At 73.4% G+C, this 22,050-nt stretch carries 22 protein-coding genes; 20 read left to right on the forward strand and 2 right to left on the reverse strand.

Features of this window, described 5'->3' with window-relative positions; all coding sequences use genetic code 11:
* The first annotated feature begins 3 nt into the window (after positions 1–3).
* From AB7J25_RS00210 to AB7J25_RS00270, 13 genes are all read left to right on the forward strand, one after another.
* Positions 4–393: a VOC family protein gene (locus tag AB7J25_RS00210; protein WP_428503654.1), complete on the forward strand. Its 390-nt coding sequence runs from the start codon at positions 4–6 to the stop codon at positions 391–393.
* A gap of 82 nt (positions 394–475) precedes the next feature.
* A complete protein-coding gene (locus AB7J25_RS00215; protein WP_428503874.1) occupies positions 476–1,702 on the forward strand; it encodes a cytochrome P450 in 1,227 nt (408 codons plus the stop codon).
* A 93-nt stretch (positions 1,703–1,795) separates the two neighbouring features.
* Entirely contained in the window at positions 1,796–2,236 is a 441-nt protein-coding gene (locus AB7J25_RS00220; RefSeq protein WP_428503656.1) for a hypothetical protein, read from the forward strand.
* A gap of 2 nt (positions 2,237–2,238) precedes the next feature.
* Positions 2,239–3,114 (forward strand): Fpg/Nei family DNA glycosylase, encoded by an 876-nt coding sequence (locus tag AB7J25_RS00225; protein WP_428503658.1) that lies wholly within the window; start codon positions 2,239–2,241, stop codon positions 3,112–3,114.
* 31 nt (positions 3,115–3,145) lie between these two features.
* Positions 3,146–4,354 carry a sensor histidine kinase gene (locus tag AB7J25_RS00230; protein WP_428503660.1) on the forward strand — a complete coding sequence of 403 codons (1,209 nt, stop codon included), beginning with the start codon at positions 3,146–3,148 and terminating at the stop codon, positions 4,352–4,354.
* 47 nt (positions 4,355–4,401) lie between these two features.
* Positions 4,402–5,271 (forward strand): S49 family peptidase, encoded by an 870-nt coding sequence (locus AB7J25_RS00235; RefSeq protein WP_428503876.1) that lies wholly within the window; start codon positions 4,402–4,404, stop codon positions 5,269–5,271.
* Positions 5,272–5,393: 122 nt separating this feature from the next.
* Complete coding sequence (locus tag AB7J25_RS00240; RefSeq protein ID WP_428503661.1) at positions 5,394–6,275, forward strand: LytR/AlgR family response regulator transcription factor; 882 nt, start codon at positions 5,394–5,396, stop codon at positions 6,273–6,275.
* Between the two features lie 598 nt (positions 6,276–6,873).
* Positions 6,874–7,581 (forward strand): hypothetical protein, encoded by a 708-nt coding sequence (locus AB7J25_RS00245; RefSeq protein ID WP_428503662.1) that lies wholly within the window; start codon positions 6,874–6,876, stop codon positions 7,579–7,581.
* 128 nt (positions 7,582–7,709) lie between these two features.
* The gene (locus AB7J25_RS00250; protein ID WP_428503664.1) at positions 7,710–9,458 is read left to right on the forward strand and encodes a cation acetate symporter; all 1,749 of its coding nucleotides are present in this window, start codon (positions 7,710–7,712) and stop codon (positions 9,456–9,458) included.
* Between the two features lie 256 nt (positions 9,459–9,714).
* Positions 9,715–10,047: a DUF485 domain-containing protein gene (locus tag AB7J25_RS00255; protein ID WP_428503666.1), complete on the forward strand. Its 333-nt coding sequence runs from the start codon at positions 9,715–9,717 to the stop codon at positions 10,045–10,047.
* Positions 10,047–11,681 carry a solute symporter family protein gene (locus AB7J25_RS00260; protein ID WP_428503668.1) on the forward strand — a complete coding sequence of 545 codons (1,635 nt, stop codon included), beginning with the start codon at positions 10,047–10,049 and terminating at the stop codon, positions 11,679–11,681. The genes AB7J25_RS00255 and AB7J25_RS00260 overlap by 1 nt, the downstream gene beginning before the upstream one ends.
* A 105-nt stretch (positions 11,682–11,786) precedes the next feature.
* Positions 11,787–12,113, forward strand: coding sequence for a rhodanese-like domain-containing protein (locus tag AB7J25_RS00265; protein WP_428503670.1), 327 nt, complete (start codon positions 11,787–11,789; stop codon positions 12,111–12,113).
* A 9-nt stretch (positions 12,114–12,122) separates the two neighbouring features.
* Positions 12,123–13,142, forward strand: a complete 1,020-nt coding sequence (locus AB7J25_RS00270) for a DUF4328 domain-containing protein (protein ID WP_428503672.1) — start codon at positions 12,123–12,125, stop codon at positions 13,140–13,142.
* Here the strand turns inward: AB7J25_RS00270 and AB7J25_RS00275 are convergent.
* Positions 13,105–14,280, reverse strand: coding sequence for a cytochrome P450 (locus AB7J25_RS00275; protein ID WP_428503674.1), 1,176 nt, complete (start codon positions 14,278–14,280; stop codon positions 13,105–13,107). The two genes, AB7J25_RS00270 and AB7J25_RS00275, sit on opposite strands and share 38 nt — an antisense overlap.
* A 164-nt stretch (positions 14,281–14,444) precedes the next feature.
* Here AB7J25_RS00275 and AB7J25_RS00280 point away from each other — a divergent pair, with 164 nt between their 5' ends.
* Genes AB7J25_RS00280 through AB7J25_RS00295 form a run of 4 tightly spaced genes read left to right on the forward strand, consistent with a single transcriptional unit; the run spans position 14,445 to position 19,675 of the window.
* Positions 14,445–16,268: a solute symporter family protein gene (locus AB7J25_RS00280; RefSeq protein ID WP_428503878.1), complete on the forward strand. Its 1,824-nt coding sequence runs from the start codon at positions 14,445–14,447 to the stop codon at positions 16,266–16,268.
* Between the two features lie 25 nt (positions 16,269–16,293).
* Positions 16,294–17,220 carry a DUF5926 family protein gene (locus tag AB7J25_RS00285; RefSeq protein ID WP_428503676.1) on the forward strand — a complete coding sequence of 309 codons (927 nt, stop codon included), beginning with the start codon at positions 16,294–16,296 and terminating at the stop codon, positions 17,218–17,220.
* 59 nt (positions 17,221–17,279) lie between these two features.
* Positions 17,280–18,713: an AAA family ATPase gene (locus AB7J25_RS00290; protein ID WP_428503678.1), complete on the forward strand. Its 1,434-nt coding sequence runs from the start codon at positions 17,280–17,282 to the stop codon at positions 18,711–18,713.
* 47 nt (positions 18,714–18,760) lie between these two features.
* Entirely contained in the window at positions 18,761–19,675 is a 915-nt protein-coding gene (locus AB7J25_RS00295; RefSeq protein WP_428503680.1) for an SDR family NAD(P)-dependent oxidoreductase, read from the forward strand.
* A 19-nt stretch (positions 19,676–19,694) separates the two neighbouring features.
* On the opposite strand, the gene AB7J25_RS00300 is transcribed toward AB7J25_RS00295, so the two are convergent.
* On the reverse strand, positions 19,695–20,501 hold the full coding sequence (locus tag AB7J25_RS00300; RefSeq protein ID WP_428503682.1) for a CPBP family intramembrane glutamic endopeptidase: 807 nt from the start codon (positions 20,499–20,501) through the stop codon (positions 19,695–19,697).
* A gap of 45 nt (positions 20,502–20,546) precedes the next feature.
* Here AB7J25_RS00300 and AB7J25_RS00305 point away from each other — a divergent pair, with 45 nt between their 5' ends.
* From AB7J25_RS00305 to AB7J25_RS00315, 3 genes are all read left to right on the forward strand, one after another.
* A complete protein-coding gene (locus AB7J25_RS00305; RefSeq protein WP_428503684.1) occupies positions 20,547–20,978 on the forward strand; it encodes a hypothetical protein in 432 nt (143 codons plus the stop codon).
* A gap of 121 nt (positions 20,979–21,099) precedes the next feature.
* Entirely contained in the window at positions 21,100–21,315 is a 216-nt protein-coding gene (locus tag AB7J25_RS00310; RefSeq protein ID WP_428503686.1) for a hypothetical protein, read from the forward strand.
* A gap of 167 nt (positions 21,316–21,482) precedes the next feature.
* A complete protein-coding gene (locus AB7J25_RS00315; RefSeq protein ID WP_428503688.1) occupies positions 21,483–22,046 on the forward strand; it encodes a TetR/AcrR family transcriptional regulator in 564 nt (187 codons plus the stop codon).
* Positions 22,047–22,050: the final 4 nt, after the last annotated feature.

Here is a 22,050-nt window from a genome sequence, read left to right on the forward strand (position 1 = left end):
TCCGTGCAGATCACCGCGTCCGCCGTGTCCCTGAACGTCGACGACGTGCCGGCGTCCGCCACGTTCCTCGCCCGGCACTTCGGGTTCACCGAGCAGATGGCCGCCGACGGGTTCGCCTCGCTGACCCGGCCCGATGCCGGCATGAGCGTGGTCTTCCTGCGCCGCGGCCTGCCGACGCTCCCCGCCGACCAGCGCGACGACCACGCGTCCGGGCTGATCCTCGCGTTCGTCGTCGAGGACCTGGAGGGCGAGCTGGCGCGGCTGCAGGCCGAGGGCGTCGCGATCACGATGCCGCTCATCGAGGAGGAGTGGGGCGAGCGCGCGTTCCAGGTGCGCGACCCCAACGGCGTGATCGTGCAGCTCGTCGACTGGAAGGGGGCCGCCGCGGGCTGAGCAGATGCGCAACTCGGCCTGACGGAATCCGCAACTCGCGGCGGCGAGATGCGGAACTCGCGGGTAAGACGGCACCGTGGACATCGACGTCTTCGATCCCCGTGTCTTCGCCCGCGGCATCCCGCACGACGCCCTGCGCCGCCTGCGCGACGCCGATCCCGTGAGCTGGCAGGACGAGCACGAGGTCGGGAGCTGGCCCGCCGGGCCGGGGTTCCACGCCGTCACCCGCTACGACGACGTCCGCCGTGTCCTGCGCACCCCGCAGGACTTCTCCTCCTGGCTCGGCGCCACCCAGATCCGCGACCCCGACCCGGCGGACCTGCCGTTCATCCGCCGCATGATCCTCAACATGGACCCGCCGGAGCAGCTGCGCCTGCGCAGGCTCGTCACCCCGGCGTTCACCCGCCGCCGCCTCGAGCGGTTCGCGGGCACCGTCCGCGACCGCGCGCGCACGCTGCTGGAGGCAGTGCGCGGGCGCCCGTTCGACCTGGCGAGAGAGGTCACCGACGACCTGCCGCTGCAGAACCTCGCCGACCTGCTCGGCGTCCCACCCGCCGACCGGGGCCTCCTCCTGGAGTGGACCAACCGGGTCATCGGCTACCAGGACCCCGAGCACGCGGTGCCCGTCCACGACGCTGGCGGGAGGCCGGTCAACCCGCGCTCGCCTGCGCAGCTCGCCGACATGTTCGGCTACGCCCGCGAGCTGACCACGCGCAAGCGCGTCGAACCCGCCGACGACGTGTGGACCGCACTCGTCCACGCCGAGGTCGACGGCGAGCGCCTGTCCCCCACCGAGCTGGAGATGTTCTTCTTCCTGCTGGTGGTCGCGGGCAACGACACCGTCCGCAGCGCCCTGCCCGGCGGGGTGCTGCTGCTCGCCGAGCACCCCGACGCCGACCGGCGGGTGCGCGCCGACCCCCGCCTGCTGCCGTCCGCGATCGAGGAGATGCTGCGGCTGCACCCGCCGGTGCTGACGTTCCGCCGCACCGCCACCCGCGACGTCGACCTGGCGGGCACACGGATCGCCCGCGGCGACAAGGTCGTCGTCTACCACGTGTCGGCCAACGTCGACGAGCGCCACTTCGCCGACCCGTTCACGTTCGACCCCGCCCGCGAGCCCAACGACCACCTCGCGTTCGGCCAGGGGCCGCACCTGTGCCTCGGCGCGACCTTCGCGCGGATGCAGATGCTGGCGTTCTTCGCCGAGCTGCTCGCGCTCCCGCCGGTGGCGCTGCACGGCACCCCGCGCCGGCTCACGTCCAACTTCATCAACGGGCTCACCTCGCTGCCCCTGACCTGGGCGCGCTGAGCCGCGCCGGCACCCGTCCCGGCCCCGGTTGTGCCAGAGTGGAAAGGTCCGGCCGCCGCGGCCGGGCACGAGACGCGGACGGCGAGAGAAGAGATGTCCCGCAAGGTCTTCGACCTGTACCGGCGCGAGTGGATCCTGCGTCGCAGCATCGAGTGGCGTCCGCCCTACAACGAGGCGGAGCAGTTCGAGCACGACGTCGACGGCGGCCGCGGCGCCGCCATCTTCATCCTCTCGTCGCTGCTGCTCATGTGGATCGTGTTCTTCTTCTGGCTGCCGCAGAACGCCCACTTCCCGTGGTTCTTCTGGCTGATCATCATCGTGATCATCGGGTTCTTCCCGGTGCGGTGGGTGCTGCGGCGGCAGTGGAAGGTCGTCGCCGAGACGGTGGGCGCCTACGACCAGCCCGCCGAGCGCTGGCAGGGCCTCGTGCGCGGCTGGACCCGCTCCAACGACGAGATGAAGATCATCAAGCGGCAGCTCGAGACCCAGGGCACCCCGGGCCACACCGACAGCCCCCTGCAACCCATGAACTAGCCATGCCCGAGCTTCCCGAGGTCGAGGCCCTGGCCCATCACCTGCGCGAACACGCGATCTACCGCCCGGTCGCGCGGGTCGACATCGCGAGCATGAGCGTGCTCAAGACCTTCGACCCGCCCGTCACGGCGCTGGCGGGGCGGGTCGTCACGGGCGCGGCGCGGTACGGCAAGTTCCTCGCCGTCGAGTTCGCCGACCGTCCGGCCGATTCGCTGCACCTGATCACCCACCTCTCCCGGGCGGGCTGGCTGCGCTGGCACGACCAGGCCGCCGCCACCCCGCCGAGGCCGGGGCGCGGCCCGCTCGCGCTGCGCGTGCACCTGGACTCCGTCGGCGGGCCGGGGTTCGACCTCACCGAGGCGGGCACGCAGAAGCGGCTCTCGGTCTACCTCGTGGCGGACCCGCAGGAGGTCCCCGGCATCGCCCGGCTGGGCCCGGACGCGCTCGCGCTCACCCGCGACGAGTTCGCCGCGCTGCTGCACGGGCGCACCGAGCGGATCAAGAACCTGCTCACGGATCAGACGGTCCTCGCGGGCATCGGCAACGCCTACAGCGACGAGATCCTGCACACCGCGAAGCTCTCGCCGTACGCGGTCGCCGGGCGCCTGGACGCCGAGCGCGTCGATGCGCTCTTCGCGGCCACCCGGGACGTGCTCACCGACGCCGTCGAGCGCTCCGTGGGGATGCGTGCCGCCGAGCTGAAGAGCGAGAAGCGCTCGGGCCTGCGCGTGCACGCCCGCGCCGGCCTGCCCTGTCCCGTCTGCGGGGACGTGATCAGGGAGGTGTCGTTCGCGTCGAAGTCCTTCCAGTACTGTCCCGGGTGTCAGACGGGGGGACGACCGCTGGCGGACCGGCGGCTGTCTCGCCTGGTCAAATAGGTCGCAGAGCCCTGGACGAGGAGGTCGGCGGATGGGCGGGCTGATCGCGTCGCCGGTCGCGCTGATCGTCCTGGTCGGCCTGCTGGTCCTCGTGCTCGTCCTGGGCGTACTGCTGCTGCGCACCCGCCGCCAGGCGTTCGGCACGCCGCTGGAGCGGGCCACGTTCGGCACCCTGCACACCGTCTCGCTGGCCAACCCGGCGCTGCGCGAGGGGCTCTCCCGCTCCTCGGCGGAGGCCGCGCTGCCGTACCTGCGCACGCTGCTGGAGGCGAGCGCCCTCGCGATCACCGACGACAAGGCGGAGACGCTCGGCTGGGACGGCGATGCCGACCAGCACCAGCCCGACGTGCGCGCGCTCGCCGAGGACGTCATCACGACCGGTCGCCAGCAGGTGCAGTCGCACTCCCAGCTCGGCCGCTGCGACCACCCGAACTGCGAGGTCAAGGGCATCGTCGTGGTGCCGCTGGAGAACCAGGACAGCATCATCGGCACGCTCGCCGCCGTCGCGAACTCCACGGCGGGGCCCACCCTGCTGCGGGCCACCGCCGAGGTCGCACGGTACGTGTCGGGGCAGCTGGAGCTGGCCGAGCTGGACGAGTCGCGGGCCCGGCTCAACCGCGCCGAACTGGTCGCGCTGCGCGCCCAGATCTCGCCGCACTTCGTCTACAACGCGCTCACGACGATCGCCACCTTCATCCGCACCGATCCGCACCGCGCGCGCGAGCTGCTTCTGGACTTCGCGGACTTCACCCGCTATTCGTTCCGCACCGCGGGTGAGTACACGACGCTCAAGGACGAGCTCGACAACATCAACCGCTACTACCGGCTGGAGAAGGCCCGCTTCGGCAACCGGCTCAACATCAAGCTGCAGGTCGCGCCCGAGGTGCTGCCGGTCGTCCTGCCGTTCCTCGCGCTGCAGCCGCTGGTGGAGAACGCGGTGCGCCACGGCCTGTCCGGCAAGCCCAACGGCGGCACGATCACCATCACTGCCGAGAACGCCGGGTCCGAGTGCGTCATCGTCGTGGAGGACGACGGGGTCGGCATGGACCCGGCGCGGCTCACCGAGGACCTCGACGACGCCCACCTCTCGGGCGCGCACGTCGGCCTCGGCAACGTCGACGACCGGATGCGGTCGGTCTTCGGCGCGGACTTCGGCCTCGTCGTGGACACCGCTCCCGGGCACGGCATGAAGATCACTCTTCGGGTGCCCAAGTTCCGCGCGGGCGTGCGCGCGTCCTGAGCGGCCCGTGATCGCGGTCCACGCGTAACGTGCAGGCCATGACGTCCCTGCGACTGCCCGATGCGCTCTCCTCCAGGCTGCCCGGCGGCCTCGGGGAACGCGACCGCCCGGTCGTCTCGATGGTGAAGCTGCACGGGGTGATCACCCCCATCACCGGGCCCGTCCCGCGTTCGGTGATCAACGCCTCGGTGGTCGACAAGGTGCTGGAGCGGGCGTTCGCCCCGTCGACACTCGCCGCCGTCGCGCTGCTGGTGAACTCCCCCGGCGGCTCGGCCACCCAGTCCGCGCTGGTCGCGGACCGGATCCGGGGCCTCGCCGCGGAGAAGGACGTGCCGGTGCTCGCGTTCTGCGAGGACGTCGCGGCCTCCGGCGGGTACTGGCTGGCCTGCGCGGCGGACGAGATCTACGCCCACCCGACCTCGATCGTCGGCTCGATCGGCGTGATCAGCGCGGGCTTCGGCCTGGAGGGGCTCATCGACCGGCTCGGCGTGCAACGCCGCCTGCACACCGCGGGCGCATCGAAGTCCCGGCTGGACCCGTTCCTGCCCGAGAAGCCCGAGGACGTCGCCTGGCTGCGCGGGCTGCAGGACCAGCTGCACGTCCTGTTCCAGGAATGGGTGCAGGAGCGCCGGGGGGAGCGCCTGCGCGGGACCGCCGAGAACCTCTTCACCGGCGAGGTGTGGACCGGCGCCGCCGCGCTGGAGCTCGGGCTGATCGACGGGCTGGGCACCCCGCGCGGCATCCTGAAGGCGCGATTCGGTGACGCCGAACTCGTGGGGGTGGAGGGACGGAAGCCGCTTCTCGCTCGGCTGGGGCTGGGCGCCGCCCCTGCTGCTAGACGCTCCGTCACCGACAGCCTCCTCGACGTCGCCCAGGCGGCTGAGATCAGGGCCACATGGGCAAGGTACGGTCTGTAGTTCCACCGTCGGCGGCGGACCCGATCGGTGCCGGGCCCTGGCACTCGCTCGGTTTCCCCGCCACGATGGTCGTCGGGACGGCATCCGGCTCGGCGTGAGTTCGTGTGACAGATGAGGGGATCGTGGACACCAACGACAGCTCCGGTCTGGTCGTGCTCGCAGTGGACGACGAGGAACCCGCCCTCGAGGAACTGGCCTACCTGCTGGGTGAGGACCCTCGGGTGGGCGTGGTCCTCAAGGCGTCCGACGCCACGGATGCGCTGCGGATCCTCAACGGGCGCCAGGGGGTGCGCGGCCCCGCAGCCGCCGCCCACCAGAACGGCAGCGCCCGCGCCACCGCCGTCAACCCGATGACCGGCACGAGCGTCGTCGAGCGCACCGACGTCGACGTCGTCTTCCTCGACATCCGCATGCCCGGGTTGGACGGGCTGGAGCTCGCGCGCGTCTTCTCGTCGATGGCGGTCCCGCCCGAGGTCGTGTTCGTCACCGCGCACGACGACCGCGCCGTGGACGCCTACGAGGTCGGGGCGAAGGACTACCTGCTCAAGCCGCTGCGCGCCGAGCGGCTGAGCGCCGCCATCGACCGCATCCTCGCCAACCGCACCATCCATGCCGCAGAGCCCGCCCGCGAGGAGGGCAGCGAGGACGAGGTCATCCCCGTCGAGCTGGCCGGCACCACCAAGCTCGTGCCGCGGTCGGCCGTGCGCTACGTCGAGGCCCAGGGCGACTACGCGCGCCTGCACACCCACGAGGGCAGCCACCTCGTCCGCATCCCGCTGTCGGTGCTGGAGGACCGCTGGCGCGACGCCGGGTTCGTCCGCATCCACCGGTCGTTCCTGGTCGCGCTACCGCTCGTCACCGAGCTGCGGCTCTCCGGCTCGGGGTACGTGGTGCGCGTGGGCAGCGGGCCGGACTGCGCGGAGCTCCCCGTCAGCCGCCGCCACACCCGCGAGCTGAAGGACCGTCTCGTCCGCGCCACCAAGCAGGCCTGGAGCCAGCGTTGACCCTGCCCCCGAGGGCGCGATGAGTACCGACACCGACGGCGCGCCGTCGGTGTCACCCCCGGATCCGGCCGATCGGCACGGATCCAGCGGGCCACGGATGCCGGACGCGCGGGGCGAACCCGCGGGCCGGCCGGGGCCACCGCCACGACGCCGACGACACGGCGACGGCAACGGGACGTCCGCGTGGCTGCGCAAGGAGATCGAACGACGCATTGCCGAGAACCGCGCCGCCGAGAGCCGCACCGCCGGCCGCGGTCGCCACGCGGCGCCGGACGCGGAGCAGCATGCGGGTGGGCCGCTTCCGCCCGCCGAGCGCACAGGCGGCGCACCGGCCGCCGGTCCGGGTGATCTCCCGCCATCGGCGGGAACCGTACCGCGCTCCGTCGCCGGCCCCCCGTTGGGTTCCACCCCACGCCGTCCGGCACGGGGTCCTGCCGCACCGGGACATCCGGTCGACGCGGACGGCCCCCGGCCCGCACCGGCCCCGCCGCCGCCCGGGGCGCCCGCGCCCCCGCCGCCCCTCGGCGGACCCGCCCCCGGCGCCCCGCACGTCGCCGCACCCGGTGTGCCGGCAGGCCCGTCGCTCCCGCCGAGGCGTATGCGTCGCCCGGTCCGCGGCGCGGGGCAGGCCGCGCGCAGGCTCGGCACGCCGCCCAGGCCGCTGCGGACGCCGGGGGCCGCCCCGTCGACGTGGTTCGCCCCCACGGGCCCCACCGACACCGGCAGCGAGGCGACCGCCGTCCGGCCCCCGCTCAGCGCGCTGTCCGCGCCGCGGGATCCGCGGGCGGGAACGTCGAACGTCGGCCTCGCGCCGGTGGCGCTGCCCGCGTCCGCCCCGTCGCGGCCGCCAGGCGCCGGAGGTCCCGGGCCGCTCACGGGTCCCTTCGCCGAGCCGCAGCAGGCCGCCCGCCGTCCGGGCGACGTGGCGGACCCCGACACATCGGCCCCGGCCGGGGAGCGGGTCCGGGTGGTGCTCTCCGAGCGCAGGCGCCCGCGGACGCCGGTCCGCACCGTGGAGATCGTCCAGGAGGGCACGGGCGTCGGCAGGCTGCTGCGCAGCAGCCTCATCCGCTCGCAGCTCGTGATCGCGGTGGGGTTCGCCGCGGCCGCCGCGCTCACGCTGGGCGCGCTGCCACTGCTGTTCGTGCTGTTCCCCGTGATCGGGCGCGCCGAGGTGTTCGGGCTGCGCTTGCCGTGGTTGATGCTCGGGTTGCTCGTCTACCCGTTCCTGCTCGGCCTCGGCTGGTGGCACACCCGCACCGCCGAGAACGTGGAGCAGAACTTCGCCGACCACGTCCAGGACTGACATCCGGTGCATGTGGCCAGCGACAGCCGCCGAACGGCGGTACGCCCGTTGCTGCGCGTGACGCGCGGCGCTGCGGGGACCAGACTGTCGCCCGTGGACGGGCCGCACGGTGTGACGCGGGAGATGTCGTGAGCATCGCCGCGATCGTCGCGCTGTCGGCGATGGCGGGGGTCGCGGTCGCCACCGTGGTACTGGGCGCTCTCGCCCACCGGGCGCGCAGCACGTCGGACTTCCTGGCGGCGGCGCGGCCCGTCACCGTGGTCGCCAACGCGCGCGCGATCTCCGGCGAGTACCTGTCGGCCGCGTCGTTCCTCGGGGTCGCCGGGCTGATCCTGCGCGACGGCGCGGACGCGCTGTGGTATCCGGTCGGGTTCACGGGCGGCTACCTGGCGTTCTCCCTGTTCGTCGCCGCACCGATGCGCCGCTCGGGCGCGTACACGGTCGCCGACTTCGCCGACGCCCGGCTGGCCTCGCCGCCGCTGCGGCGGGTGTGCACTGCATTCGTGCTGATCATCGCGCTGCTCTACCTGCTGCCCCAGCTGCAGGGCGCGGGCCTCACGGTCGCGACGATCAGCGGGCTGCCCTCCTGGGTGGGGGTCGTGTCGGCCGCGGTGGTCGTGGCGGGCACGGTCGTCGCGGGCGGCATGCGGTCGGTGACGTTCGTGCAGGCATTCCAGTACTGGCTGAAGCTCACCGCGCTCGCGGTGCCGGCGATCCTGCTCATCTCCTACTTCTTCACCACGAACCGCACCCTGGAGGCGCCGCAGGCGCCGCAGTTCGTGGAGCGCACGGTGGTGGACGTCCGCACCGACGTCGTCCTGGAGGTCACGGAGGCCGTCTCGCTCGTCGCGACCGGGGTCGTGGACGGCCTCGTGGTCCACGCCACCCCGCTCACGTGGGTGCCGGGCGAGCACCGCGTCGAGGGGGGATCGGAGCTGGTCTTCGAGGCCGGCGACCCGGTGCCGACGGTCGCGGGCGCGCCGTCCACGGACGCGGCGTGGGTGGCGCCGCTGTCGACGCCCGGCGGCTACGGGCTGCTCGAGACGTACTCCTTGATCATCGCGCTGTTCCTCGGCACGATGGGCCTGCCGCACGTGCTGGCGCGCTTCTACACCAACCCCGACGGGCGAACGGCCCGCCGCACCGCGGTGGGGGCGCTCGCATTCGTCGGCGGCTTCTACATCGTGGTCGTGCTGTTGGGGGCGCTGTCGCGGCTCTACACCCCGCACCTGCTCGTGAGCGGCGACACGGACGCGGCGGTGCTGCTGCTCCCGTCGGCCGTGTTCGGCAGCGGGTGGCTCGGAGCCACGCTGGCGGCGCTCGTCGCCGCGGGTGCCTGGGCGGCGTTCCTGTCGACGTCGTCGGGGCTGCTCGCGAGCGTGGCCGGGGTGATCTCCACGGACGTGTTCGGCAGCGGCAAGGTCCGGGACTTCCGCATCGCGGCGGCGGCGGCGTGCGTCGTGCCGCTGTTCCTCGCGCTGACGGTGACACGGCTGGACTTCTCCGAAGCGGTCGCGCTGGCGTTCGCGGTCGCCGCGTCGACGTTCTGCCCGCTCCTCGTGCTGGGCATCTGGTGGCGAGGCCTCACCGATCACGGCGCGGTCGCCGGCGTGCTGGTCGGCGGGGTGCTGTCCGCGGGTGCGGTGGCGATCGCGATGACCGGGATGGTGGACGAGCAGACCTGGGTCGGGGTGCTGCTGAACCGGCCGGCCATCGTCAGCGTGCCGGCGGCGTTCCTGGTCATGGTGCTGGTGAGCCTGCGGACGGCGCGGCGGCGGCCGATGAGTGCCGAGCAGGACCTGCTGCGCCTGCACGCGCCCGAGCGGCTGGGGCTGAGCCTCGGCAAGCCGCCGGGCACCGCGCAGCGGCGGGCGTGAGGATCTGCCACCCACAAGGGTGTACACCTCGCCACCCTGACGGTACGGCGGTGACGCACAGCGATCGCGGCTGACCGATCGACCGCTCGTCGACCGTTCGTCGTGTTTACCTACCGTTGAACTGCCTCCCGTCCACCCTCCGTCGAGGGATCCCGCCGCTCACGGACGAAGTACCACCCGTCGCTCCAGTCACCGTTTGGTGGTGCGCCTCGTTGGTCACCCGACCGGTCACACCCGAAGGGAGAGTGGACGCGCGATGAGCACCACGGGCGAGCGATCGACGGCAACCATCTACGAAGAGGTCCAGGCGAGCGAGGAGTTCGCCGACCTGCGCTCGCGGCTGCGCAGGTTCGTGTTCCCGATGAGCGCGGCCTTTCTGATCTGGTACCTCGCCTACGTGCTGCTGGCGTCCTTCGCGCCGTCCTTCATGGCGATCAAGCTGTGGGGCAACGTCAACGTGGGGCTGGTGGTCGGGCTGCTCCAGTTCGTCACGACCTTCCTCATCACGACGCTCTACGTGCGCTACGCGAACAACCACCTCGACCCGGCCGCTGAGCGGCTGCGAGAGCGGATCGAGGCGGAGATCTGATGCTCCCGCTCGCCCAGGCCCCTACCACCGCGATCGGCAACCCCACGCTCAACATCGGCATCTTCGCCGCGTTCGTGCTGGTCACACTGTATTTCGTCTACCGGGCCAGCCGCACCAACAAGACCGCGTCGGACTACTACGCCGCGGGGCGCGCCTTCACCGGCCCCCAGAACGGGGTCGCCATCGCAGGCGACTACCTGTCCGCCGCGTCGTTCCTCGGGATCGCGGGTGCCATCGCCATCAACGGCTACGACGGCTTCCTCTACTCGATCGGCTTCCTCGTCGCCTGGCTCGTCGCGCTGCTGCTGGTCGCTGAGCTGCTGCGCAACACCGGCAAGTTCACCATGGGCGACGTGCTGGCGTTCCGCATGCGCCAGCGCCCGGTCCGCGCGGCCGCGGCCACGTCGACCCTCGTGGTGTCGTTCTTCTACCTGCTCGCGCAGATGGCGGGCGCGGGCGGCCTGATCGCGCTGCTGCTGCAGATCCCGAACTCCAACCGCCTCGGCCAGAGCGTCGTGATCGCGATCGTCGGTGCGCTGATGATCGTCTACGTGCTCGTCGGTGGGATGAAGGGCACCACCTACGTGCAGATCATCAAGGCCGTGCTGCTGATCGTCGGCGCCGCCGTGATGACGTTCTGGGTGCTGGGCAAGTTCGGCTTCAACCTCTCGGCCCTGCTCGGCCAGGCAGTGGCGCAGAGCCCGAAGGGCGAGGCGATCCTCGCGCCCGGCCTGCAGTACACGAACAAGATCGACTTCATCTCGCTGGCCCTCGCCCTGGTGCTCGGCACGGCGGGCCTGCCGCACATCCTCATGCGCTTCTACACCGTGCCGACGTCCAAGGAGGCGCGCCGCTCGGTGGTGTGGGCGATCTGGCTGATCGGCCTGTTCTACCTGTTCACGCTCGTGCTGGGCTACGGGGCCACCGCGCTCGTCGGGCCAGCGGCGATCAGCGCCGCACCGGGCGGGCAGAACTCGGCCGCCCCGCTGCTCGCCTTCGAGCTCGGCGGGGAGCTGCTGCTCGGCCTCATCTCGGCGGTCGCGTTCGCGACGATCCTCGCCGTCGTCGCCGGGCTCACGATCACGGCCTCCGCGTCGTTCGCCCACGACGTGTACGCCAACGTCCTGCGCAGCGGCACGGTCGAGCCGGACGCCGAGGTGCGGGTCGCGCGGATCACCGCCGTCGTCATCGGCATCGTCGCGATCGCGGGCGGCATCCTCGCCAACGGCCAGAACATCGCCTTCCTCGTCGCACTCGCGTTCGCGGTCGCGGCCTCGGCGAACCTGCCGACGATCCTCTATTCGCTGTTCTGGAAGCGGTTCAACACCACCGGCGCACTCTGGAGCATCTACGGTGGGCTCGCGATCTGCGTCGTCCTGATCGTCTTCTCGCCCGCGGTGTCCGGCAAGCCGGTCAACCCGGCCACCGGGCGTAGCACGTCGATGATCCAGGGCGTGGACTTCCACTGGTTCCCGCTGGAGAACCCGGGCCTCGTGTCGATCCCGGCGTCGTTCCTGCTGGGCGTCATCGGCACCTACATCGGCGCGCGGCGTCCGGTCGACAGCGCGAAGTTCGCCGAGATGGAGGTCCGGTCGCTCACCGGCGCCGGCTCGGAGAAGGCGATCGTGCACTGATCGCTGCGCAACGAGCGGCGCGTTCGTCCAGCTGAGTTGGACGAACGTGCCGCTCGTTCGCGAAGCTGACGGACGCCTGATGCCGGGCGTGACAGGATGCCGGCCATGAGTTCCGTCCCGTCCGTCGCCGTCGCGGACCTGCCCGCCGACGCCTTCCTGCTCGACATCCGCGAGATCGACGAGTGGAACGCAGGTCACGCCCCCACCGCGCAGCACCTCCCGATGTCCGAGCTCGTCGCGCGCATCGCCGAGGTCCCGCCCCAGGACCCGCTCTACGTCATCTGCCGCTCCGGGGCCCGCTCCGCGCGGGTCGTCGCGTACCTCGGACAGCAGGGCGTCCCCGCCGTCAACGTCGACGGCGGTATGCGGGCCTGGGCCGATTCCGGCCGCGCGCTCGCCGCCGAGGGCGCCGCCGCGCCGCAGATCGTCTAGCGCTGCCCCGTGACCTGCGCGCGCTGCGGGTACAGCTCGCCCCCACCCGCCGGGCCGTTCTGCTCCCATTGCGGGGCGCAGCTGTCCGTGCTGCGCTGGGTGGCGGAGCCGCCGCCGTCCACGCAGCGCCCGCCGGAGCCGCCGCGCCCGCGCTACACCGGCCCGCCCCGGTACCCGGTGCCGCAGCGCTGGGGGTTCCCGCCGTTACCGTGGCGACCCCCCGGCGCGGGCGGTCCGCCGCGCCCGGACCCCGAACACGGGGTCGCCGCCCTCGCGGTCGTACTCGTGCCGATGCTGTGGGCCACCGCCGCCGTCGCCGTCACGGCCGCGTTCGCCGAGGCGTGGCGCTACGGGCTCCTGCTCGCGAGCCGCGAGGGGGCGCTCTCGGCAGAGGTCGTCACCGCATCGGACGCGCTCGTCGCGGCCGCAGGCGCGCTCGCCCCGACGCTCGGCGCGCTCGCGGGCCTCCTGCTGGTGCTCTGGACGGTTCGGGCCGCGCCCGCCGCCGCGGCGATCGCCGGGGTCCGCCCCGCGCGCACGACGCGGATGATCGTCGCGGGCTGGCTGGTCCCCGGTCTCAACCTCGCCGTCCCCGGCTCGGTGCTCGCGGAGACCGAGCACGCGGCGCTGCGCCGCCCGGTGGGCGAGCGGCCCCGGCCGTCACGGCTCGTGCTGCTGTGGTGGCTGCTGTGGGCGGGCGGGGTGGTGTTCGCGACGGTCGTCCTGCTGTGGTCGCTGCGCGAGGGCGTCCAGGCGCAGGCGGACGGCGTGGTGCTGCACGCGCTGCTGGACCTGCTCGCCGCGGCCACGGCGGCGGTGACGGCCGTGCTCGTCACCCGGTTCACCCGGCTGGTGGGGCCCGTCCGGGTGCGGCCACGGGAGATCGTGGTGGCGCTCGGCAGCCGATCGGCGACCGGCTCGGCACCGGACACGACACGGGACTCGACCTGCGACCCGGCACCGGTGGGTGGCCGCGACGTCACGCCGCCCGCTACCCCGCCACCGGAAGCTCCCGCAGTCCCCGCATGACGAGATCGGGGCGTCGCACCGGCTCCCCCGCCGGGCCGTCCGGTCTGCGCAGTCCGGGCAGCCGCCGCCGCAGCGCGTCGAGCGCCGCCGCCACCTCGAGCCGGGCGAGCGGGGCGCCGAGGCAGTAGTGCACCCCCATCCCGAAGCCGAGGTGCGGGTTGGGGTGGCGGGCGAGGTCGAGCGAGTCGGGCGAGTCGAACACCGCCGGGTCGCGCGCCGCCGCGCCGAGCAGGGCCGCGATCCTCGTCCCCTCCGGCACCGGGTGGCCCGCGACGGCGGTGTCGCGCACCGCGGTGCGCTCGAAGAGCTGCAGCGGCGGGTCGTAGCGGACGAGCTCCTCGACGGCGGGTTCCAGCGCCGCCCCCGCCACCAGCGCCGCCCACTGCCGCGGGTGATGCAGCAGCGCGAGCACCCCGTTGCCGATCACGTTGACGGTGGCCTCGTGCCCGGCCATGAGCAGCAGGGCCGCGGTACCCACCAGCTCGTCCGGGTCGATGCCCGCCGACAACAGGTCCGAGACGAGGTCGGCGCCGGGGCGGCGCGCGCGCAGCGCGGCGAGCTCGCGCAGCGCCGTGACGAACCCGGCGGACGCCCGCTCCGCGGCTGCGCGCCGGGCCTCACCGGGATCGGGCTCGTACATCGCGACGATCGCCGTCGACCAGCCGCGCAGGAGCGAGCGTTCCGGTTCGGGGACGGCGAGCAGCTCGGCGATCACCGCGATCGGCAGCGGCGCGGCGAGCCCCTCCATGACGTCCGCCTGACCGTGCCGCTCGATCGCGGCGCACATGTCCCCCACGAGGCCGTCGGCGAGATCGCGGACGGCCGGGGCGAGCCGGGCGGTGTGCCCGCGGCCGAAGACCCCGGCGACGAGCGCCCGCAGCCGCGCGTGGGACGGCCCCTCGCGCTCCAGGAGCGAGTTGCGGTGCAGCAGGTTGAAGGCCGGGAAGTCCGCGGGCGGCTGCGCGTCGACCCAGATCCGGCCGAGGTCGCGCGAGCGCAGCACCTCGGCGCACGCGGCGTGCGACACGGCGACGGGCATCTCGAGCCCTGGGTGGTCGTGCACCGGTGAGCGGGCCCTGAGCAGCGCGAACACCGGATACGGATCCGCGAGGAACGCAGGGTCGGCGGGATCGAACACCGGCGAACTCCTCTCGACGGCGTGACCTTCGAACGGATGCCGTCGTTAGCCCGAACGTGCGAACGGCCCGGATCGGGCCACACGCGCATCGTGCACCGAGGAGGACCAGCGTGCTGCTGCTCGCGCAGTCTGGAGCCGATCCGATCGGCAGTCCCGTCGTCAACATGGCCGTGTTCGGGGCCTTCATCGCCCTGACACTGATCGTCGTGTTCCGGGCGGGCCGTTCGAACCGGACCACCGCCGACTACTACACCGCAGGTCAGGCCTTCACGGGTCCGCAGAACGGGGTCGCGCTCGCCGGGGACTACCTGTCCGCGGCGTCGTTCCTCGGCGTCGCCGGGGCGATCGCGCTCTTCGGCTACGACGGGTTCCTGTTCTCCGTCGGTGCCCTCGTGGCCTGGCTGGTGGCGCAGCTGCTCGTCGCGGAGCTCATGCGCAACACCGGCAGGTTCACGATGGGCGACGTGCTGGCGTTCCGGATGCGCCGGCGCCCGGTGCGGGCCGCCGCCGCGATCTCCACCCTCGTCGTGTCCGTGATCTACATGCTCACCCAGCTCGTCGGGGCGGGCGGGCTCATCGCGCTGCTCCTGCACATCCCCAACTCGAACCGGCTGGGGCAGAGCCTGGTGATCGCCGCGGCCGGCGGGTTGATGATCCTCTACGTGCTCGTGGGCGGCATGAAGGGCACCACGTGGGTGCAGATCATCAAGGCGGCCCTGCTGCTGGTCGGCACTGGTGTGCTCGCCGCGTGGGTGATCGGGCGCTTCGGGTTCGGCATCTCCGCGCTGCTCGGCGCGGCGGTCGAGGGGAGCCCGAAGGCAGGCGAGCGGCTGCTCGCTCCCGGCCTGCAGTACGGCGCGAGCACGCTGACCAAGCTCGACTTCGTCTCCCTCTGCCTCGCGCTCGTCCTCGGCACGGCGGCCCTTCCGCACATCCTCATGCGCTTCTACACGGTGCCCGACGCCCGCGAGGCGCGCCGCTCGGTGCAGTGGGCGATCTGGCTGATCGGGATCTTCTACCTGATGCTGATCATCGTCGGCTACGGCGCCGTCGCGCTGGTCGGCGCCGAGACGATCGCCGGCTCCCCCGGATCCTCGAACTCCGCCGCGCCGCTCCTGGCCTACAAGCTCGGCGGCGAGCTGCTGCTCGGGATCGTGTCCGCAGTGGCGTTCGCGACCATCCTCGCCGTCGTCGCCGGGCTCACGATCACCGCATCCGCGTCGTTCGCCCACGACGTGTACGCGAACATCGTCAAGAAGGGGCGGGCGACCCCCGAGGCCGAGGTGCGCGTCGCCCGGCTCACCGCGGTCGGGATCGGCGTCCTCGGCATCCTCGGAGCCATCGCCGCCAACGGCCAGAACGTCGCGCTGCTGGTCGTGCTCGCCTTCGCCGTGGCCGCGTCGGCCAACCTGCCGACGATCCTGTACTCGCTGTTCTGGAGGCGGTTCAACACCGCCGGGGCACTGTGCAGCATCTACGGCGGCATCACGGTGTGCGTCGGCCTGATCCTCGTCGGGCCGGGGGTGTCCGGGAACCCGAAGGCGATGTTCCCCGACCTGGACTTCGCGTACTTCCCGCTCGCCAACCCCGGCCTCGTCGCCATCCCGGTGTCGTTCCTGCTCGGCGTGATCGGCACCATCCTCGGCGGGCGACGGGAGGACGCCGACCGGCGGTTCGCCGAGATGGAGGTCCGCGCCCTCACCGGTGGCGTCGCCGTCGAGCGGCCCGCGTCGGCGTTCGCCGAGCCGCGCAGGCGCCGTCACGCGGCCGAGGACTACGCCGAGCGGCGCGCCGCCGCGAAGCTCGTCGTCAGCCGGACGGGCAACGGGACGGCGCAGCACGCCGCGCACCGCCCGCGGCCCACCCCCGCGCCACGCCCGACCGAGCACGCGGACCCCGCCGACTCCCCGCGTCCTCGGCCGACACCCGGACCGCGCCCCACCGAGCAGGCCGACCCCCGTCCCCGGCCCACGTCCCGGCGCCGCTGAGGGTCCGGATACGGTCGTCCCCGCCATGGCGAAGAAGACACGGACCCGCGCCACGACCGCGGGCGACAATCCCCGCCGTCCCTGTCCCTGCGGCTCGGGCAGGCGCTACAAGGCCTGCCACGGGGCGGGCGACGACGTCATCGTCACCCGGCCGTTCGCGGGCCTCGCGGCCGAGTGCGACCTCGTGGCGATGCGCGAGTTCCTCCCGTCCGCCACCGCGCCGCTGCCGCTGCGGGACGCGGGCGGGCGCACCGTCACGTTGGCGACGGTGTTGCCCGGCGCCTCGGCCGCCCTCGTGCGCCCGGACGGGGAGATCCTGCTCGGGATGCAGGTCCAGACCCGCTCCGGCGACCTGTCGTCCGATCTCGCCCGCGCCCTCACCTGGGGGCTCGCCGCCGAACCCGGCGCCGCGCTGCCCGTCGTCGGCCCCGGCCTGGCGGCGGACCCCACCCGCCTGCAGGACGTCCTCGACGCGGACGCCGAGCTCGATCTCACGCTGCACGCCGACTTCAGCTGGTGGTCCGCCGAAGCCGAACCGTCCGCCGAGGTGTCGGCGACGCTGGAGCGGGCCAACTCCGCGATCGTCCCCACCGAGCCGATCACGGCCGACGGGGTCCGCGCCGCCTACTGGGTGGACACCGGCACCAAGGCGCACCTGCGCTGGGTGCGTCCGGAACCCGAGGAGCGGCTGCTCGCCGCCCTGGCCCGGCTGCACGCGCGCGGCGAGCTCGGCCTCGGCGAGGACACCCGCTACGCCGGCGCGTTCCGGGCGCACGGCCTGCTCGTGCCCGTGTGGGACGTCGACCGCGACCTGCACCCGAAGGAGTGGGCGGGCCCCGCGGCGGCGTTCGCGGCGCGGCTGAACGCCGCCCTCGGCGCCGACGCCCCGCTGACGGACGCCGAACGGCGGGCCCGCGACGCCCTGTCCGGCAAGCAGGTCACCCTGCGCTGATCCGCACCGGAGTGTGCTTCGCGGATCCCGGACCGGTGATCGAAGCACGCTCCGCAACCGTGCCCGTCGAGGGAAGCGTGTTCCGTACCCACACCCCCGTGTTGCGCAAGCCCCTGCGGCTCACGGGTCGTGACGCCGAGTGGCGAGACCTCGCCGCCTTCGCCGCCGGCTCCGGGCCGCGTGTCGGGCTCGTCGCCGGCCGGCGCCGGCAGGGCAAGACGCTGCTGCTCGAAGCGCTCGCCCGCGCGACCGGCGGCCTGCACCTCACCGTGCCCCAGGCCACCGGCACCGAGGCGTTGCGGCTGCTCGCCGACGAGGTCGGCGCCTGGACCGGCGAGCCCGTCGCCGAGCCCAGCGGGTGGGCGGGGTTCCTCTCGCGGCTCGTCGGGCTCGCCGCGCGCAGCGGGCGTCCGGTCGTCCTCGACGACGTGCCCCACCTGCTGCGGATCGTCCCGGACCTCGCCGGGATCCTCGCCACGGAACTCGACGGGGCGAGCGGCGATCCCGCGCTGCTGCTCAGCTCCTCGGTCCCCCCGGTCATCGCGGCGCTGCGCACCGGGCCGCTGCGCGGCCGCGTCGCGCTCGACCTCACCGTCCGCCCCCTGGACCACCGCGCGGCCGCCCGGCTGTGGAACGTCGACCACGATCCCCTCCTCGCCGTCGACGTGCACGCCGTCGTCGGCGGCACCGTCGCCTACCACCGCTTCGCCTGCGCCGACTCCCCCGCGGACGCCGCCGACTTCGACGCGTGGGTGCAGCGCACCGTCCTGGAGCCCACGGGCGCGCTGTTCCGCGAGGCCCGCTACCTCACGGCGGCGGCCGACGTCCGCGACCCGGCGCTCTACCACTCCCTGCTCGCCGCCGTGGCCGCAGGCACCGGCGTCCGGGGCGCCATCGCCGACCACGTCGGCCGCCGCTCCGCCGACATCGGCCACCACCTCAACCTCCTGGAGGACGCGGGCCTGCTGCGCCGCGAGCCGGACGTCTTCCGCGCGGGCCGCACCAGCTACCGCGTCACCGATCCGCTCGTCGCCTTCCACCACGTGGTCATGCGGCCGCGCTGGGCACAGCTCGAATGCGGGCGCGCCGCCGAGGTGTGGAAGGACGCGCACGCCCGGTTCGCAGGCCACGTCGCCGCGCACTTCGCGCAGCTGTGCCGGGAACACGCACCCGCGCTGGTGAGCGGCCAGGTCGGGCACGTCGGCGCGGGCGTCGTCGCCGACACGCGCGACGGGGCGATCCCGGTCGACCTCGCCGTCCTCGCCCCGGCGGTCCCGGCGGAGCCGCCGCGCATCCTCGCCCTCGGCGTCACCTCCCTGACCCGCCCGCTCGGTGCCACCGACGCCGCCCGGCTGCACCGCGCCCGCGCCGTGCTCGGCGAGCGCGGCTACGACGTGCGCGACGCTCGGCTCGTCTGCGCGGGCGGCGCGGGGGTCGAGGCGTGCGACGGCGTGCTCGCCGTCCGGCCCGCCGACCTGTACGCGTGCCCTTGACCACAGGGGGCGCGGAGAAGTTACCGACCGGTCATATAGTCCCGACCATGGGACTTCTCGATGGCAAGGTCGTCATCGTCACCGGCGCCGGTCGGGGCATCGGCCGGGGTGAAGCGCTCGAATGCGCGACGCAGGGTGCCGCGGTCGTGGTCGCCGAGTTCGACCAGGACGCGGGCGACACCGTGGTCAAGGAGATCGACGAGCTCGGCGGGCGCGCCGTCGCGGTCTCGGGCGACGTCGCGGACGAGGCGGTCGCGGACACCCTCGTGCAGACGGCCGTCGCGGAGTTCGGCGGCCTGGACGCGCTGGTCAACAACGCGGGCATCCTGCGCGACCGCACCATTGCGAAGCTCGACGCCGACGACTGGGACGCGGTCGTGCGCGTGCACCTGCGCGGCCACTTCCTGCCCACCCGTGCCGCCGTCCGCTACTGGCGGGAGCAGCAGCGGCCAGGCCACGTCGTGCACACGTCGTCCACCTCGGGGCTGCTGGGCAACTTCGGCCAGGCCAACTACGGCGCCGCCAAGGCGGGGATCGCCGCCTTCTCCACCATCCTCGCCATGGAGGGCGCCCGCGCCGGGATCACGTCCAACGCCATCGTCCCCACCGCGATGACCCGCATGACCTACGACCTCATGCCGGCGGAGTTCAAGGCCAGGCGCGAGGCCGCGATCGAGCGTGGCGAGTTCGACTTCTTCGCCCCGGAGAACATCGCCCCGCTCGTCGCGTTCCTCTGCTCGGACGCCTCGGCGCACATCAGCGGCAAGGTGTTCGGCGTCCAGGGCGACTCGATCGAGATCTTCCAGCCGTTCACGTCGGTCGCCGAGATCACCAACGGTGGCAGGCGGTGGGACCCCGAGGACATCCCGGGGCGGATCGACGAGCTGTTCTCCGGCACCGGGGTGGACGCGGCGGCGGAGAACATGATGCAGCGGATGCGCTACCAGATCCTCGACATGTGACGCCGGCGCGGCGCGGCTCCTACGAGAGCCAGGAGACGCGGCCCGCGAGCAGCGCGTAGCCGGTGAACGCCACGATGTCGATCAGACCGTGGGCGCCGACCAGCACCCACAACCGGTTCGTCCGCTGCCAGACCCGGCCGAACACCAGGCCCATCACGATGTTCCCGACGAAGCCGCCCAGTCCCTGGTAGAGGTGGTAGGACCCGCGCAGCAGGGACTGGGCGAGCAGCGAGTGGTTCTCCGACCAGCCCAGCTGGCGCAGCCGCGTGATCAGGAACGCCACCATCACCACCTCCTCGGCCCACGAGTTCGCGAGCGCGGAGAGGATCAGGACGGGCAGCGTCCACCACGTCTCCGTGAGCGTGGACGGTGCGATCTGCAGGCTCACGCCGAGGGCGCGGGCCACGAAGTACAGGCCGAGGCCCGGGATGCCGATGAGCGCGGCGAGTCCCGCCGCGCCCAGTGCGTCCCGCCCGGGGCGGGTGGCGTCCAGGCCGACGCGGCGCAGCGCGATGCCGCCCCGTACCAGCAGGTACGCCCCGAGCACACCCCAGCCGACGAGCTGGAGGACCCGCGTGAGCTGGTAGGCCAGGTCGACCAGCCCGACCTGCGCTGCGGGTGCGTTGAGCGCCACCTGCTGCTCGGCGAGCGGGACGGGCTGCAGCAGCGCGTCCAGCAGGCTCAGCCCGCTGCGCAGCGCGGAGAGCCCGAGCGTCACGGCGAGGACGACGAGGATCTCCAGCCGGAGCACGCGCCGCTCGCGGGGATCGGTGACCGGAGCGATCGGGGACGGCGGGGGGCGCAGCCAGGCACGGGGACCGTCCATCACGCACCGACGCTATCGGGTATCGCGGCGGCTACCCTGGACGGCGTGCTGCGGCTGGTGTTCTCCCCTCGCTGGCTGGTCTGGCACGTCCTCACGCTCGGCGCGATGATCACCTGCGGATTCCTGTCGGCGTGGCAGTGGCATCGCGCGGGCTCGGCCATGGGCAGCGCGCTGAACGTCGGCTACGGCATCCAGTGGCCGATCTTCGCGATCTTCTTCGGTGTGATGTGGTGGCGGTTCCTGCGGATGGAGATCCGCGCGCTGCCGCAGCGGGCGGCCGTGCCCCCCGCGCAGGCAGCACCCGAAGCGCCGCCGCGGCCAGAGGATCCGTCACCGTTTCGGCGCTCGCCCGTGAAGGCCACCTCGGTCACGGACGAGGAGGACCCGGAGATGGCCGAGTACAACCGGCTGCTCGCGGCCATCGCGGAGCAGGACGCGGCGATCGAACGGGCACAGGCGCGCCGGCTCAGCCGCTGAGCACGGCCTGCAGCCGGTCGAGGCGGCCCGCGGCGCGGGCCATGGCGACGTGATCGGCGTAGTCGTGGGACTCGACGATCAGCCCGTCGCGCACGCGGAGCACGAAGACGCACGGGATGTGGTGGACGGCGGCGCCGCGCTGGTGGCGGTAGCGGAACTCGGCGACGACGACCTCCGGGTCCGCGGTCTCGTGGACGGTGACGTCGACGGCGTCGAACCGGTCGGCGCCCGCCCGGGCGGGCCCTCGCGGAAGTGGTCGCGCAGCTCGTCGCGGCTGCGCAGCGGTGGGATGGGCTGTGGGCTCATCGGGTGCAGCACGAGCGTGGGCTCGGCGTAGAGCGCGACGAGCTGTTCGAGCCGAGTGCCGTCGCCGGACACGAGGCGGCACACGCCGTCGATCAGGGCCCTGGCGACCGCGGTGGGGGTCATGGGTGCTCCCGGTAGACTAACGGAGTGGTGACTCCGGATATTAGCGGAGCTGCCACTCCGTTTCCAGGAGGTGGAATGCGCGCCGACGCGGCCCTCAACCGGCGCAGGGTCCTCGCGGCGGCCGAGGAGGTCTTCTCCGAGCGGGGGACGGGCGCCTCGACCGAGGAGGTGGCCCGCCGCGCCGGCGTCGGGATCGGGACGGTGTTCCGGCACTTCCCGACCAAGCGCGACCTCGTCGCGGCCACCCTGGTCGCCCACCTGCAGGAGCTGGCCGCGGTCGCGGCGGACCTCGCCGGGACCGCCGACGCGACCACGGCGCTGCACGCCCTGCTGCGCGAGATGGCCCGCACCGGTCCGGCGAAGCTCTCGCTCTTCCGCCACCTGCTCGCGGACGGTGCCGGCCTCCCGGAGGCCGCCGCGACCGCCTCGGCGGCACTGCGGGACGGCGTGGCGGGCCTGTTGCACCGCGCCCAGGCGCAGGGCGGCGTGCGCCCCGACGTCGGCGTGGACGAGGTCTACCTGCTGCTGCGCGGGCTCGCGCAGGCGCAGGACGCACTGCCGGCAGACGAACGGGTCCTCGCCAGGGCGGTGGACGTCGTACTGGACGGGCTGAGCGGGTCGCCACGGCCGTCCGGGTAGCCTC

The organism is Pseudonocardia sp. (assembly GCF_050246655.1).
Classification (GTDB): domain Bacteria; phylum Actinomycetota; class Actinomycetes; order Mycobacteriales; family Pseudonocardiaceae; genus Pseudonocardia.

What these genes read in the sequence shown, in the direction of transcription:
- AB7J25_RS00220 (WP_428503656.1), top strand. Translation starts at nt 1,796, where the DNA reads ATGTCCCGCAAGGTCTTCGACCTGTACCGGCGCGAGTGGATCCTGCGT.
- AB7J25_RS00280 (WP_428503878.1), top strand. Translation starts at nt 14,445, where the DNA reads ATGGCCGTGTTCGGGGCCTTCATCGCCCTGACACTGATCGTCGTGTTC.
- AB7J25_RS00285 (WP_428503676.1), top strand. Translation starts at nt 16,294, where the DNA reads ATGGCGAAGAAGACACGGACCCGCGCCACGACCGCGGGCGACAATCCC.
- AB7J25_RS00225 (WP_428503658.1), top strand. Translation starts at nt 2,239, where the DNA reads ATGCCCGAGCTTCCCGAGGTCGAGGCCCTGGCCCATCACCTGCGCGAA.
- AB7J25_RS00295 (WP_428503680.1), top strand. Translation starts at nt 18,761, where the DNA reads ATGGGACTTCTCGATGGCAAGGTCGTCATCGTCACCGGCGCCGGTCGG.
- AB7J25_RS00260 (WP_428503668.1), top strand. Translation starts at nt 10,047, where the DNA reads ATGCTCCCGCTCGCCCAGGCCCCTACCACCGCGATCGGCAACCCCACG.
- AB7J25_RS00315 (WP_428503688.1), top strand. Translation starts at nt 21,483, where the DNA reads ATGCGCGCCGACGCGGCCCTCAACCGGCGCAGGGTCCTCGCGGCGGCC.
- AB7J25_RS00255 (WP_428503666.1), top strand. Translation starts at nt 9,715, where the DNA reads ATGAGCACCACGGGCGAGCGATCGACGGCAACCATCTACGAAGAGGTC.
- AB7J25_RS00245 (WP_428503662.1), top strand. Translation starts at nt 6,874, where the DNA reads ATGCGTCGCCCGGTCCGCGGCGCGGGGCAGGCCGCGCGCAGGCTCGGC.
- AB7J25_RS00230 (WP_428503660.1), top strand. Translation starts at nt 3,146, where the DNA reads ATGGGCGGGCTGATCGCGTCGCCGGTCGCGCTGATCGTCCTGGTCGGC.
- AB7J25_RS00300 (WP_428503682.1), bottom strand. Translation starts at nt 20,501, where the DNA reads ATGGACGGTCCCCGTGCCTGGCTGCGCCCCCCGCCGTCCCCGATCGCT.
- AB7J25_RS00265 (WP_428503670.1), top strand. Translation starts at nt 11,787, where the DNA reads ATGAGTTCCGTCCCGTCCGTCGCCGTCGCGGACCTGCCCGCCGACGCC.